The sequence below is a fragment of the Streptomyces albofaciens JCM 4342 genome, from assembly GCF_008634025.1.
GTDB classification, from domain to species: Bacteria; Actinomycetota; Actinomycetes; order Streptomycetales; family Streptomycetaceae; genus Streptomyces; species Streptomyces albofaciens.
Map to the genome: position 1 here is coordinate 1,631,885 of NZ_PDCM01000001.1, position 13,337 is coordinate 1,645,221.

A 13,337-nucleotide genomic window follows, 5' to 3' on the forward strand; every position below is an offset into this window, starting at 1 on the left:
GGCTGGTAGGGGGTGCGGGTGCTGGTGCTCGCTGAAGGCGTGTTGCGATCGCCCATTTTCTCCGGTGGGCTGCTCTGTGCTGGCGTACCGGTGTGCTGGCTTTGTGTCGACGTACGGTGTACTGGTGTATCGGCTTACCGGCTTACCGGCTTACCGGCGTGCCGGCGAGCAGTCCGGTGTCGTCTCAGGGAGCGCCGGATTTCGCCCCGGGCTCGGCCCCGGCCTCGGGCTTGGCGTGCCGCGCCGTCCGGCGGTGCATGAAACTCTCCAGGCCGTCGAAGATCCGCTCCAGACCGAATTCGAGTGCCTGGTCATGGGAGTCGTCGGCCGCGGCTGACGCGACGGCGGCGGTGAGCGCGGGGTAGCGGTCGGAACGGCCGATGAGGAGTTCGTTCAGCGCCGCGCTCATGACCTGCTCGGGGTTCCTTGCCCGCGTGCTGCCGACGCCCATGGACACGGCGACCTGGGCGAGGGTGCGGATATGGCCGTTGACCACGACCACGGCGTCCAGTTTTTCGGCTCCGTTCAGGCCGGTGTCGGCGAGGGCGGCGAGGGCGCTCTCCACCCAGCCGAGCTCGTTGGGGCCCATGACGCGGGGGCCCACCGTCGCCGGCAGCAGCCAAGGGTGGCGGTGGAAGACGGCGGAAAGGCTCTCGGCCCATGCGCGCAACGCGGGCCGCCAGCCCGAGCCGGTGCGCGGGGCGGGCGGCTCCCCCATCGCGGTGTCGATCATGAGGGCGACCAGCTCGGTCTTGCCCGGGACATAGCGGTAGAGGGACATCTTGGTGAAGTTCAGCTCGCCCGCGATCCGCTGCATGGAGACGGCCGCGAGCCCGCTCGCGTCGGCGAGCGCGATCGCCGTCCGTGTGATCCGGTCCAGGCTCAGCGCGGGCTTGGGGCCGCGGCTCGGCCGTTCACGACCGCCCCACAGCAACTCGATGCTCCCCGCCTGCTCCGCGAACACATCGGCCGCCACCTCCGGAATCTGCCCGGTCCCCTCACCGGTGTCCTCGCCGCTCTGGCTCTTCCGGCTCTTCTCGATCTTCTTGCTCGTCCCGTCTCCGCCCACCTCCGCATCCTAAAACTGTGTCCGGGGTATACAAAACAGTGTCCGACGGATACAGTTTTTCTTGTCGCAGTGGCGACTCAACGTGGGGAGCGTGTGATGACGTACAAGACGACATGCGCGGCCGACGGGCCGACCGTGCTGATCTCGGGGGCAAGCGTCGCCGGCCCGGCCGTGGCTTACTGGCTCAGGCGCCACGGTTACCGCCCGACCGTGATCGAAGTGGCCCCGGCGCTGCGCGGCGGTGGGTTCGCGGTCGACTTCCGCGGCAAAGCGAGCCTGACGGTGCTGGAGCGGATGGGGGTGCTGGACGAGATCCGGCGGCATCGCACCAGCGGCAGCCCGATGAGCTTCATCGACGATCGCGGACGCGAGATCGCCGCGCTCCCCCCAGAGTTCACCGGAGGAGAAGTGGAGCTCCTCCGCTCCGACCTCTCCCGCATCCTCTACGAGCACAGCTTGTACGGTCACGCCCGCTCCGGCTCCGATCCGTGCGGGCAGCCTGAGCGCGGGCCGGAGGAGTACGGTGCCGAACCGCTCGCGGAGGAGGGCAGCGCAGCGAACGCGCCGCTTGTCGAGTACGTCTTCGGCGACTCCATAGCTTCCCTGACCGAGGTGGCGGACGGTGTGCACGTCACCTTCGAACGGGGAGCCCCGCGCACCTTCGACCTTGTGATCGGCGCGGACGGTCTGCACTCCACCGTGCGGCGCCTGGCCTTCGCTCCCGAAGAAGAGTTCGTCAGCCACCTCGGTTACTACATAGCGGGCTGGGACCTGCCGGCCGGCAGCGAAGATCTCGGAGCCCGGCCCGTCGGCTACAACGAGCCCGGCCGCTTCATCAGCGTGGGCCGCACGGCCAGACGGTCAGGCGAGCCGGGATACGCGGGCGAGACGTTCTGCGTCTTCGCCTCGGATGAGCTGACCTACGACCGACGGGACGCGGAAGGGCAGAAGAAGCTGATAACCCGGGCGTACCAGGGAAGCGGCTGGCGGACGGAGGAACTGGCACAGACGGTGTGGGGCACCGGCGGGCTCTATTTCGACTCCATCAGCCGGGTGGACGTGCCGCGCTGGTCCACGGGCCGAATAGCCCTGCTCGGCGATGCGGCGTACGGCGCCACTGTCGGAGGCATGGGCACAGGGGCGGCCGTCGTGGGTGCGTACGTCCTCGCCGGCGAACTGGCGGCGGCCGGTGGTGACCACGGCAGGGCGTTCGCGCGCTACGAGGAGCGGCTGCGACCCTTCGTCACGCAGTGCCAGGAGGGCGGCCGTCGCGCCGGCGAGTTCCTGGCTCCACCCACCCAGGAGGCCATCGACGCCCGTAACGACCTGCTGAACAACCCGCAGGCCGTGGCCGCGATGCTCCAGGAGGGCGAGGACATATCCGCAGCCATTGAGCTGCGCGCATACGAGGCCGAGGGGCGGGGGTAAGGGGGAGGGTGGGGGAAGGGGGGAGGGGAGGGGCGGGGGCTGCGTGCGTGAGTCCCGAAATATGAGACGGGGGCTGCGGGACTTCCCGTTGTTGTTTCGAAGAAGGTTGGCGACGGGGGTACGGCCTCAAGCGGGCGCTGCCGCGCTGCCCACAGCGCATCCGACGGGCTGTGCGCAGAGAAACAGAGAAATTACGGGAGGGGAGAGAGCAGCGGCGTTCTACGGCGACTCCTTGGCCAGTTCGGCCCGGGCGTCCAACGTTTGCCTTGCTTCAGTCCAGAGACGGTCGAACTCTTCCGCTGTCAGTTCGGCTGCGTGGGGCTGATCCTGCCAGCCGTCCAGGGGGCCCTCGGCCAGGATGCCGTACCGGCGCTCGTAGCGGAGCATTGCCGGGACTCCTGCGTGGTCACGCAGGTGCAGCACCTCTTTCAGGGAGGCAGCCGTCACGGGGCGGGCGTCCTTGCCGCGGATCTCGATATGCCGAGCTGCCCATCCCTCCTCATCCGTCTCGAAGTACAGCCACAGGTCTTCATCCTCGTAGTACATGCGGAATCGAGTCGGGGTGGTCATGCCGTCATTCTCACCCGCGTATCCCGTCAACCCGCGTATCCCGTCAAGGTGCCACTCGGAGCGGACCAGCTCCCAAGCCCCCCCCGCAGCCCTCCGAAACCGCCCTCTGCCGCCCGCCGAAGGGACCCGCCCGCCCCCACCAAGTAGCCCGCCCAAGCCAGCCACCAAGGCGCACCCACCACGCGCGCGCAGCTCGTAGGTCCAGTTAAAGGTGGCATTCTTCGCCGACCGGTCGTTCGCGTGACAAGGTCCGTCCGTACCGTCGGCAAAGGACCAACGGCCCTGGCGGAGTGACCCGATCCGCCTGCCACTGACGTGTCATGACCTGGCGTCAGTCCTTGATCAAGGGCGGTTATGCTACTACCGGCCCAGTGTATGAAGGCAGTTACCGCAGGTCACTCTGTGGCGGCGCCGTACGGGGAGCTGGGGCCCGCTAGACGTCCTGTGATCTGTCGATGTTTTGAGGGTTTTAGGGTGCAGATGGTTCGAGAAGGATCGTCGCCCGAGGGGCCGCGTCCTACCTCGGTTCTCGCGTGGATACTGCCCGCCGCGGCCACCGCCGTGGCCGCGGCCGTCGCCACCACGACGGTCCCCTCGCAGGCGAGCACGCCGGTGATCTGGATCGGCGCGGTCGCCACGGTGGCCGTCGCGCTGGTGACCGGCGAGGTCACTCGTCGCGGCCGTGCGCTCGCCGCGCTCCGTGAGCGGACCGCGGCACAGCAGGTCGCACTCGGCCGGCAGGAGACCGAGACCGTCCGGCTGGCCGAGGAACTGCTGCCCGAGGTGGTGGCCCGGCTCGGACGCGGTGAGTTCCCCGAGGACGTGTACGCCGCGATGACCGAGCGGATCACGCGTCATGCACGTGAGGCGGGCCTGACACCCGAGTTCGCCGCGGCGCACCAGGCCGTACTGCGCTCCGTCCTCGACGCCGTCGTCGGCGAGGAGGACCTGCGCGAGTCCGCCCAGCGCGCGTTCGTGAACATCGCCCGTCGAGTGCAGGCGATCGTCCACCAACAGGCGCAGGAACTGCGGGACATGGAGGACCGGCACGGCCAGTCCCCGGACGTCTTCGGCGACCTGCTGCGCCTGGACCACGGTACGGCCCTGATCGGCCGCCTCGCCGACTCCATCGCCGTCCTCGGCGGCGCGCGCCCCGGCCGCCAGTGGAGCCGGGCGGTTCCGCTGTTCAGCGTGTTGCGTGGCGCGATGTCCCGGATCATCGACTACCAGCGCGTCGATCTGCACTCCGTGTCGGAGGTCGCGGTCGTCGGCACCGCCGTCGAGCCGCTGATCCACGCCCTCGCCGAGCTGCTCGACAACGCCACCCGCTACTCCCCGCCGCAGACCCGGGTGCACCTGACCGCCGTCGAGGTGCAGTCCGGCATCGCCGTGGAGATCGAGGACGGCGGTGTCAGCATGAGCGAGGAGGCCCGCAGGCGGGCCGAGCGGATGCTCCAGCAGGCGCAGCAGGGCATCGACGTCAACGACCTGGGCGAGACCCCGCGCCTCGGCCTCGCGGTGGTCGGCCGGCTGGCGCAGGCGTACAACTTCCAGGTTTCGCTGCGGCCTTCCGCTTACGGTGGTGTGCGCGCGGTACTGATCGTTCCGCAGGACCTGATCACCACGGCCGCCGCAACCGGCCGCGCGCACGGCATCGGCGCGTCCTCCGGCCCGCGTACGGCGCGTACGTCCCGTACGGAACGCCGCGAGGTGAGCGCGGCTCCGCAGGCCACCGGCCCGCAGCACACCGTGCCGGCCCAGGTCCGTCACGGAAGCCCGGCCCCAGCGCAGGACGGATTCCCGACTCAAGCCCAGAACGGCTTCCCGGCTCACACTCAGAACGGCATCCCGGCTCAGGCCCAGAACGGATTCCCGGCTCAGGCCCAAGCGCAGCCCCCGGCTTCGGCTCCGTTCGCGCCGTCCACGCCCCCTGCCGCAGCGGCAGCGCCCCCGCAGTACCGGGACGCCGTCCGGGAGGAGACCCAGGATGACCTCCCCGTGGTGACCGAGCGGACCGCCAACGGGCTTCCGCAGCGGCGCCGCAAGTCCCGTGTCACCGCGCCCATGCCCCCGGTGGCCCCCGGCGCGCACGCGGCTCCCGCCACCTCCTCTTCCGCCGCCCCCTCCACCGGAGGGGCGGAGGACGCCGCGCCGGTGCAGCCCGGTATGTGGCTCGCCGCGTTCCAGAGCGGCCTGTCCGGCGAAAGCCATTCGGGCCAGTCAGGGAATACGGGCCGGTCAGGGAATACGGATCAGTCGGGGAACACGGATCAGTCGGGGAATGTGAGGCAAGCGGGGAATTCGGGGCAGTCGGGCCGGTCAGGTCAGCCTGATCAGGCAGTACAGCCGGACCAGGCAGGACTGCCGGACCAGTCAGTACGGGCGAATGAGCCTGGCCTTCCGGGTCAGCCGAAACGTTTCGGCCACCCGGATTCGCCGGACCGGCCGGGGCACGTACACCCGGGCCTGCCCGCCGAGCAGTTCGGCCCGGTCACCGACCGGACCGGCAACCCGGCCTCCACGGCCGGTACGGGGACTTCAGTCAGTGCCGCAAGTGCAGCCAGTGAGAAGAGTGACGAGTCGTCGGAAAAGAGTGAGTAGCCATGATTCAGCACCGGCCCAACATGGACTGGATGCTCAAGGATCTCGCGGAGAGCGTTCCGCAGACCCGTCACGTGGTCGTGCTGTCCTCGGACGGCCTGCGCATGGCCCAGTACGGTACGGACACCGATACCGCCGACCGGCTGGCGGCGGCCTGCGCCGGCCTGCAGAGCCTGGCGGGCGCGGTGTCCGCGGAGTTCCCGCACAGCGACGGCCGGATGCGCATGGTCGTGATCGAACTGGACGGTGGCTTCTTCTACTTGATGGCGGCGGGCGCCGGCGCTTACCTGGCCGTCCTGGCCGATGAGGGTGTGGACGCCGGGCTGATAGGGCAGCGGATGCGGGACCTGGTGGCCCGTATCGGCGAGCACCTCAGCAGCCCACCGCGCCACGACGGACAGGGCGCATGACCCAGGGCGGCGAACGGATCGGCAGGCGGCCGGGGCCGCGCGGGGGCACGGCGGGGCGAAGCGGGGACACGGCATGAGCGGAGCGGACCAGGACTGGGAGGACCAGAGCCCCGAGCGGCTCTACGTGATCACCGGCGGGCGCAGCGGCGCCTCCGGCCACACCGCCTCCCTCGACCTGGTCACGCTGATCGTGTCGAAAACCGGACCCACACCGGGCATGCAGCCGGAGCAGGCGTCGATCGTCCGGCTGTGCCACTCACCGCTGTCCGTGGCGGAACTCTCCGCCTACCTGCAGTTGCCGGTCAGCGTGGTCACCGTCCTGCTCGGTGACCTGCTGGCTGACGGGCGGGTGGTGGCACGCGCGCCCGTGCCACCCGCCCAACTTCCCGACCGTGCCCTTATTGAGGCGGTGATCCATGGACTTCAAAAGCTCTGAGATGCTTGTCGAACACCCCGCCCAGGGGCCACGGAGCGAGGACGAACTGCCCGAGACGGCCGCCGCCGCGGTCAAGGTGGTGATCGTGGGCGGATTCGGGGTCGGCAAGACGACCCTGGTGGGCTCGGTGAGCGAGATCCGCCCGCTGACCACCGAGGAAACGATGACCCAGGCCGGTGTCGGCGTGGACGACATCGTCGGCATCGAACGCAAGACCTCGACGACCGTCGCGATGGACTTCGGCCGCATCAGCCTCAACGAGGAACTGGTGCTGTACCTGTTCGGTACGCCGGGCCAGCAGCGCTTCTGGTTCCTGTGGAACGGCCTGTTCGACGGCGCGCTGGGCGCGGTGGTCCTCATCGACACCCGCCGCCTGGAGGTCAGCTTCGACGTCATCGGGCGTCTGGAGGAGCGTGGCGTCCCGTTCGTCGTTGCCATCAACTCCTTCCCGGACGCGCCGGTCCACCCCATCGAGGAGATACGGGGTGCCCTCGACCTGCCCCCGGAGGTGCCGATCGTCGACTGCGACGCCCGGCTGCGGTCCTCCAGCCGCGATGTGCTGATGACGCTGATGCGGTATTTGCACTCGCTGGCGGTGAACTGAGCCGGTTCCGCTCGCTCGTGGCGGGCCGGGGCCGACTGCCGGGGATCTGAGCGAGCCTGGGGAAGCCGGAGGGGGCTGAGGGGGTCGGAGGGGATCGGAGAGGGCTGAGGGAGTCGGAGGGGCCGGGGGAGCCTGAGGGGGCCGGAGGGGATTGAGGAAGGCTGAGGGGCCGGAGGAAGCCGGGGAAGCCTGAGGGGGCTGGAGAGAGCCGGGGAAGGCCGAGGGGATTCGAGAAGCTCCTAGCATGCCACCGAACGGCCGACGAATCTGCCGAATTCGCCCAAATAACCCTGAATCCCTTCCCTGCGCTTCGGTACCGGTGCCTCCTCCCGCATAATCCAAATCTCACCGGTAACTCCTTCACCGAGAGGTCACCCGCATGACGAACCCCTTCGAAGACCCGGAGGCGCAGTACCACGTCCTGACGAACGACGAGAACCAGCACTCGCTGTGGCCGGCGTTCGCGGAGATCCCGGCCGGCTGGCAGAGCGTGTACGGCCCGGAGGGCCGCCAGGCGTGCCTGGACTACGTCGAGGAGCACTGGACCGACATGCGGCCCCGCAGCCTGGCGGAGGCCATGGCCGACTGAGTACGAGCCGCTGCCGCGTACGGACGGCACCGGTCGGGCGCCGAGTGCGCCCGGGCAGGCCGCGCCGAGCGCGACTGGGCTGGCCGTCGACCGCGCGTAGTGAATGGGAGGTGCCACCCCGTCGCGGGGTGGCACCTCCCATTCACGCTTCCCCAGGCTCTTCCTGCTCCGCCTCCCTGCCCTGTCCCTCTCCCGCCGCTACACCAGCGTCAACCGCAGCGCGAACGCCGCGAACCCCACCGCCAGCACTCCCGCGCATACCCGCCGCCCTCGCGACACCCCTGTCCACGGCATCTCCAGCCGCCGCGCCACCCGGGCGATGAGCACGAGCGCCACGGCGAAGAGCGGCAGCCACGGCAGGCGGGTCGCCATCCAGGCGGGGAAGTCCGGGGCGGTCGTCAGGCCCTGCACCGTCGTACCGATGAAGGAGGCCGGTACGGCGATCGTCAGCATCGCCGTCTGGTGCCAGCACAGGATCGTCATCGCGGACCGGTTGACGGCCGTGACCGGCGCCCAGAGCGCGGGCCGTCGCAGCAGGGCCGCGATCCGGTCGCGCAGCAGGATCGCCGCGCCGGACTGCGCCGCGGCCAGGGCGATCACGAGCAACGACGGCGGATGCGAGTTCGTACGGTCGTATCCGGGCACGCCGACCAGGCTCACGGGGTAGTGGAAGACGACCAGCAGCAGAGCGAAGAGCGTCGTGCCTCCGGCGAACAGCAGCCAGGCGCCGCGTCTGCCGAGCCGCTTCTCGCCCCAGGAGACGCCCAGTTGGTAGCCGAACATCCAGCCGGGTATCAGGCTGATCAGCGTCACCCAGTACGGGATCGAGTCGGCGAACGGGCCGTAGCGCAGGAAGTCCATGACGGCGATGACCGCCGCCAGTGGCGCCGCCGCCCAGGCCCCGAGCCGTCGCGAAGCCGCCATGCAGTACGGAGTCAGTGCCGTCACCACCGCGTACACGCCTACGAACCACAGCGGTTGGACGACGAGAGTGGCGGCCGTGTGCAGCGTCGTGACGGGTACACCGGCCGCGTACAGGGCGGCGGCGAGCACGGCCCAGACGGCGGTGACGCCGACGGCCGGGCGTAGCAGCCGGGCCAGCCGTCCGCGCAGCCAGGCGCTCGGCGACGTGCCCCGCTCGGCGGCGCGCCGGAAGGACAGCACGGAGGCGTAGCCGCCGACGAGGAAGAAGATGCCCAGCATCTGGAGCACCCAGGTGATCGGCGCCAGCGGGGCGAACCAGGACAGCGGGCTGGCGTTGTGCAGCGAACTGTCGGCGTCGCGGACGAACCCGCCGATGAGCCAATGGCCGGTCGGCACGGCCAGCAGCGCCAGCGCCCGCAGCCCGTCGATCGCCCGGTCACGCCGGACCGGGTCGGGGCTGCCGGTGGTCGGGGCGGGGCCGCCAGTGGTCGGGTAGGGGCTGTCGGTGGTCGGGGCGGGGCCGCCGGTGGTCGGGTAGGGATTGCCGGTGGTCGGGTCGGGGCGCGGAGTGCGGGGGCGGGCCCGTTCGTCCAGGCTCATGCTCCGGCACCCGCTCTTCCGGTGGGGCGCGGCACGGCGGCACATGGCGCGGTGGGGCGCGGCGCGGTGGGGCGCGGCGCGGTGGGGCGCGGCGCGGCAGTGCCCCGCGCGGCAGTACATGGCACGGCGGTACGCGGAATGGTGGGGCACCGCACAGCGGGACGCGGCATGGCAGCATTCCTCTCCTCGCACACGACCGGCCCGCGGGGGTGTCGCGGGCCGGTCGGATGTCCGTCATGAAGGTGATCGCCGATCGCCTTCCATGCTGGTGCGCGGAGCGGCGGAATACAGTCGGGCCAGGGCCCCGATCGTGGTGGGGCAAACCCTCCCGTACGCCTGGGTGCCAGCACCCCATGGGGCGCGGGCGGAACGGTCACGCGCCCCTCATGGCGGCGCGTGCGCAGCGGGCACGCGCCCTACAGCGCCCCTTTGTTCGTATCATCGGCCCCATGACCGCCAAGACTCCGGATTCCTCCGCCTGGGGCGAGCTGCGCGCCTCCCACGCCGACCGGGAGGCCGTGGTGGAGCGGCTCAGGGAAGCGGCGGCCGAGGGCCGCCTCGACCTCGACGAGTTGGAAGCCCGGCTGGAACAGGCGCTCACCGCCAAGACCTTCGCCGACCTGACCCCGCTCACCGCGGACCTGCCCCGCTCCGCCTCCGTACTGGACCCGGGCGAGCCGCTGGTCCTCAAGGGCGGTTTCCACGGCGCCGCCCGGACGGGGCGCTGGCAGGTACCCGCGCACATCACCGCGCACGGCGGCATGGGCGGCGTCCGGCTGGACTTCACCCGTACCGAGTGCCGGCTCCCCGAGGTCGAGGTGGAGGCGTACGGCGAGATGGCGGGCGTCACGGTGATCATCCCCGAGGGCTGGGCCGCGGACACCGACGGCATCACCCCCGGCATGGGCACCCTCAGGGACAAGACCACCCCCGACCGGCTCCCGGGCACCCCGCTGATCCGCCTCACCGGCTCCGTCGGCATGGCCGGCGTCGTGATCCGCCATCCCAGCGCCCGCGAACGCCGGGCGCTCAAGCGCGAGCAGGGGAAGTAGGCGGCGGTCCGTACGGGGAGGACGGTCCGTACGGGGAGGGCGGTCCGTACAGGGGGACGTTCCATACGGGGAGGGGGAGGGGAGCGGGCGACGTGGTGCGCCGGGACGACGGTCCTGCCCCTCGGCCGACCTGAGCGACAAAACGTTCGACGCGGTCTTCGGGACGTCGATGTGCGATCACCGGGCAGGTCGTCACCGTCGGCGGAGGCGCTACGGACCGACCTGGGTCGGCGGCTCCGGACGCCAGTCGGGGGCGCCGAAGCTTCAGCCGTCACACGGCTCGGTCTTCGCAGGTGGCGCATGGCTGCCCGAGACCCTTCACAAGCGCTCTTGCGAAGGGTTCACAATGCTCCCTCGCCTGGGGAGACGTGGCGCCCCCGGCAGGACTCGAACCTGCGGCCAAGTGCTTAGAAGGCACCTGCTCTATCCACTGAGCTACGGGGGCCAGGTGGTGGGCGTGGATCACGGGCCGCCGACAAGGATAGGGCTCCGTGTGCCTCGTCCCGGTTGCTTCACCTCCGTGGCACGTTGTGGAGGTTCGGTGAAGCGGTCCCGATAATCGCAGGCAGGTACGAATTCTGCACCGTTTTTGGCGCCTCACGCGTCGGGTGTTGTGCACTCGTTATGCCTGCGTCCCTCTGATCGCGACTGCCTCATGCGTCGCTGATCCCGTTCTGTGTCGATTTATGCGGCGCGCACAGAGGGCTATACGCTTCAAAAACCCGCCAAAATTGGGCATTCTGCACGTGTGGCAACCTTGGACGTACAACCCCGGCTCCTTGACGTTCTGTCCGCGCTGCGCGACCGCGTCGACGCCGCGCGCTTCCCGCTGCCACTGCCCGGCGCCGCCCGCGCCCGGCGTACCCGGTCCGAGTTGCTGGACCAGCTCGACGATTATGTGATGCCCCGGCTGCGCTCTCCTCAGGCCCCGCTGCTCGCGGTCGTCGGCGGATCGACCGGGGCCGGCAAGTCCACGCTGGTCAATTCGCTGGTCGGCCGCCGGGTCAGCGAGGCCGGTGTGCTGCGCCCGACGACACGTACGCCGGTGCTCGTGTGCCATCCGGACGACCGGCACTGGTTCGCCGACCGGCGCGTACTGCCGCGGTTCACCCGGGTCCGGGTGCCCGAGCAGGACGGCCCGGACGGCATGGACGCGTACGACGGTACGGAGGCGTACGACGGTACGGGACCGTACGACGGTACGGAGGCGTACGACGAGACGCGCCCGTACGACGAGACAGGTCCGTACGACGGGACGGGGCCGTACGACGGGACGGGTCCGTACGACGCGACGTGCCCGTACGGCGGGGCAGGGGCGTATGAGGAGGGAGAGTCCCCGGCGGGCGGAAGGCCGGCTGCTGAGGGAGCGGCCGGGGGCGTGGCCGGGGGCGTGGCCGGCTCGGTGGGCGTGGCCCCTCTGCGGGTCGAGACGGACCCGGCGCTCCCCAGCGGCCTGGCCCTCCTCGACGCACCGGACATCGATTCGCTCGTCGCGCGCAATCGTGAACTGGCCGCCGAGCTGATCTGCGCGGCCGACGTATGGGTTCTGGTCACCACCGCCGCCCGGTACGCGGACGCGGTGCCGTGGCACCTGCTGCGTACGGCGAAGGAGTACGACGTCACGCTGGTGACGGTGCTGGACCGGGTGCCGCACCAGATCGCCTCCGACATCTCGGCCCGGTACGCGGCCCTGCTGACCCGCGCGGGCCTCGGCGACGTGCCCCGCTTCACGATCCCCGAACTGCCCGAGTCGGCCGGTGGCGGCAGTGGCCTGCTGCCCGCTACGGCGGTCGCGGCGCTGCGGCGCTGGCTGGAACGGCACGCCCAGGACATCGCGGTACGGAACGCGGCGGCGGCCCGTACCACCGCCGGGGTCCTCGCCTCGCTGCGCTCCCGTATGCCCGCTCTCGCCGGCGCCTCCGCCGCCCAGCACGCGGCCGCGCTGCGCCTGGCCGACCAGGTGGAGCAGGCGTACGAGGCGGCGGCGGCGCGGGTGCGGCGGGAGATCGAACAGGGGGAGGTGCTGTCCGGGGACGCGCGGGCCCACTGGCGCGACCACGAACTCGGCGGCCGCCCCGACGAACTCCTGGACGCGCTCACCCACGGCCTCACCTCCCTGCTGCGCTGCGCCGTGGAACAGGCCGACGAACGGGCCGCCGAGGCCTGGGGCCGGGACCCCGCGTCGGCGGACGCGCCGCTGGCCGAGGCGGCGGACGCGACGGCCTCCGCCGCCCGCCTGGGCGTCGTCGTACGGCGCTGGCGGCGCTGCCTGGAGGAACTGGCGGAGGAGGGCGTACGGGAGGCGCGCGCGGCCCGCGGCGGGCGCGCGGGGCGCGGGACAGTGCGGGCCGGAGAACGGACCAAGGCCGCGGCCGACCCCGAAGAAGCGGCGGCCCTGCTGGCCACCACACTGCTGGGCGGCCGACGGGCCCGTACGGCGGGCGAGGCGCTCGCCGACCTGATGGGCGCTCAGGCAGGGGCGCGGCTGCGCGACCGGGGAAGCCGACTGCTCGAAACGTACCTTCAGCGCGCGCTGGACGGCGAACGGGAACGGCGCCTGGCGCCGCTGGAGTCGCTGGGCGTACGGCCGGACCACCAGGCCGCGCTGATCGCCGCGCTGTCTCAACTTCAGAAGGAGAGGGTGACGCGGTGACTGCTTCTGTAGGGCGTTCTGAGGGGGAGTTCGGGAGGCGGCGGAGGGAGTGGGGGAATCATGGGGAGCGTGGAGAGTACGGGGAGGGGGGCGGGGGGCCTACCGGGGCCCCGGTAGGGGCTCCCGAAGAGGCAGATTCGGCGAGTGTGGATTCGGCGGTACAGGGCGCACTGCGGGAGACCGCGCCCAGGTGCGAGCCCGACGCGAGCCCGAACCCAAACCCGAACTCGAACCCGAGGCCGGGCCCGGACCCGATCCTGAGCCCGACCCCGCCCCTGACCCCCGCCTCTGACGCCGACGCCGACGCCGACCCCGACACCGGCGCCTTCGCCCCCGCCCCCCAGCCCGCCCTGACCTCGGAAGTCACCGGACCGGACGCACCGCACTCAGATGCCCCATCC

Annotated in this window: 11 protein-coding genes and 1 tRNA gene; 8 read left to right on the forward strand and 4 right to left on the reverse strand. The window is 71.1% G+C overall.

Annotated features, from left to right (window positions below; translation table 11 throughout):
• Window positions 1-184: 184 nt before the first annotated feature.
• Window positions 185-964 (reverse strand): TetR/AcrR family transcriptional regulator, encoded by a 780-nt coding sequence (locus CP973_RS07510; protein ID WP_167538426.1) that lies wholly within the window; start codon window positions 962-964, stop codon window positions 185-187.
• 201 nt (window positions 965-1,165) lie between these two features.
• On the opposite strand from CP973_RS07510, the gene CP973_RS07515 reads away from it, so the two are divergent.
• Entirely contained in the window at window positions 1,166-2,497 is a 1,332-nt protein-coding gene (locus tag CP973_RS07515) for an FAD-dependent monooxygenase (protein ID WP_150238705.1), read from the forward strand.
• 219 nt (window positions 2,498-2,716) lie between these two features.
• Here CP973_RS07515 and CP973_RS07520 read toward each other — a convergent pair whose 3' ends face one another.
• Entirely contained in the window at window positions 2,717-3,067 is a 351-nt protein-coding gene (locus tag CP973_RS07520; RefSeq protein ID WP_150238706.1) for a hypothetical protein, read from the reverse strand.
• A gap of 480 nt (window positions 3,068-3,547) precedes the next feature.
• Here CP973_RS07520 and CP973_RS07525 point away from each other — a divergent pair, with 480 nt between their 5' ends.
• From CP973_RS07525 to CP973_RS07545, 5 genes are all read left to right on the forward strand, one after another.
• A complete protein-coding gene (locus CP973_RS07525; protein WP_483025199.1) occupies window positions 3,548-5,668 on the forward strand; it encodes a sensor histidine kinase in 2,121 nt (706 codons plus the stop codon).
• Window positions 5,669-5,670: 2 nt separating this feature from the next.
• The gene (locus CP973_RS07530) at window positions 5,671-6,078 is read left to right on the forward strand and encodes a roadblock/LC7 domain-containing protein (protein ID WP_030376561.1); all 408 of its coding nucleotides are present in this window, start codon (window positions 5,671-5,673) and stop codon (window positions 6,076-6,078) included.
• Between the two features lie 73 nt (window positions 6,079-6,151).
• Window positions 6,152-6,514 carry a DUF742 domain-containing protein gene (locus CP973_RS07535; protein WP_150238708.1) on the forward strand — a complete coding sequence of 121 codons (363 nt, stop codon included), beginning with the start codon at window positions 6,152-6,154 and terminating at the stop codon, window positions 6,512-6,514.
• Entirely contained in the window at window positions 6,495-7,118 is a 624-nt protein-coding gene (locus CP973_RS07540) for a GTP-binding protein (protein WP_150238710.1), read from the forward strand. Before CP973_RS07535 ends, CP973_RS07540 begins: the two co-directional genes overlap by 20 nt.
• A 379-nt stretch (window positions 7,119-7,497) precedes the next feature.
• Window positions 7,498-7,707 carry an MbtH family protein gene (locus CP973_RS07545; protein ID WP_003980093.1) on the forward strand — a complete coding sequence of 70 codons (210 nt, stop codon included), beginning with the start codon at window positions 7,498-7,500 and terminating at the stop codon, window positions 7,705-7,707.
• A gap of 198 nt (window positions 7,708-7,905) precedes the next feature.
• Here CP973_RS07545 and CP973_RS07550 read toward each other — a convergent pair whose 3' ends face one another.
• Entirely contained in the window at window positions 7,906-9,231 is a 1,326-nt protein-coding gene (locus tag CP973_RS07550; RefSeq protein ID WP_244409316.1) for an acyltransferase family protein, read from the reverse strand.
• A gap of 449 nt (window positions 9,232-9,680) precedes the next feature.
• On the opposite strand from CP973_RS07550, the gene CP973_RS07555 reads away from it, so the two are divergent.
• A complete protein-coding gene (locus tag CP973_RS07555) occupies window positions 9,681-10,283 on the forward strand; it encodes a DUF1707 SHOCT-like domain-containing protein (protein WP_150238712.1) in 603 nt (200 codons plus the stop codon).
• Between the two features lie 369 nt (window positions 10,284-10,652).
• Here CP973_RS07555 and CP973_RS07560 read toward each other — a convergent pair.
• A tRNA-Arg gene (locus CP973_RS07560) sits at window positions 10,653-10,728 on the reverse strand.
• A gap of 312 nt (window positions 10,729-11,040) precedes the next feature.
• Here CP973_RS07560 and CP973_RS07565 point away from each other — a divergent pair.
• Entirely contained in the window at window positions 11,041-12,936 is a 1,896-nt protein-coding gene (locus tag CP973_RS07565; RefSeq protein WP_150243247.1) for a dynamin family protein, read from the forward strand.
• The last annotated feature ends 401 nt before the right edge of the window (window positions 12,937-13,337 follow it).

Coding starts and splice junctions, on each gene's coding strand:
- CP973_RS07515 (WP_150238705.1), top strand. CDS start 1,166: ATGACGTACAAGACGACATGCGCGGCCGACGGGCCGACCGTGCTGATC.
- CP973_RS07520 (WP_150238706.1), bottom strand. CDS start 3,067: ATGACCACCCCGACTCGATTCCGCATGTACTACGAGGATGAAGACCTG.
- CP973_RS07525 (WP_483025199.1), top strand. CDS start 3,548: ATGGTTCGAGAAGGATCGTCGCCCGAGGGGCCGCGTCCTACCTCGGTT.
- CP973_RS07530 (WP_030376561.1), top strand. CDS start 5,671: ATGATTCAGCACCGGCCCAACATGGACTGGATGCTCAAGGATCTCGCG.
- CP973_RS07535 (WP_150238708.1), top strand. CDS start 6,152: ATGAGCGGAGCGGACCAGGACTGGGAGGACCAGAGCCCCGAGCGGCTC.
- CP973_RS07540 (WP_150238710.1), top strand. CDS start 6,495: ATGGACTTCAAAAGCTCTGAGATGCTTGTCGAACACCCCGCCCAGGGG.
- CP973_RS07545 (WP_003980093.1), top strand. CDS start 7,498: ATGACGAACCCCTTCGAAGACCCGGAGGCGCAGTACCACGTCCTGACG.
- CP973_RS07550 (WP_244409316.1), bottom strand. CDS start 9,231: ATGAGCCTGGACGAACGGGCCCGCCCCCGCACTCCGCGCCCCGACCCG.
- CP973_RS07555 (WP_150238712.1), top strand. CDS start 9,681: ATGACCGCCAAGACTCCGGATTCCTCCGCCTGGGGCGAGCTGCGCGCC.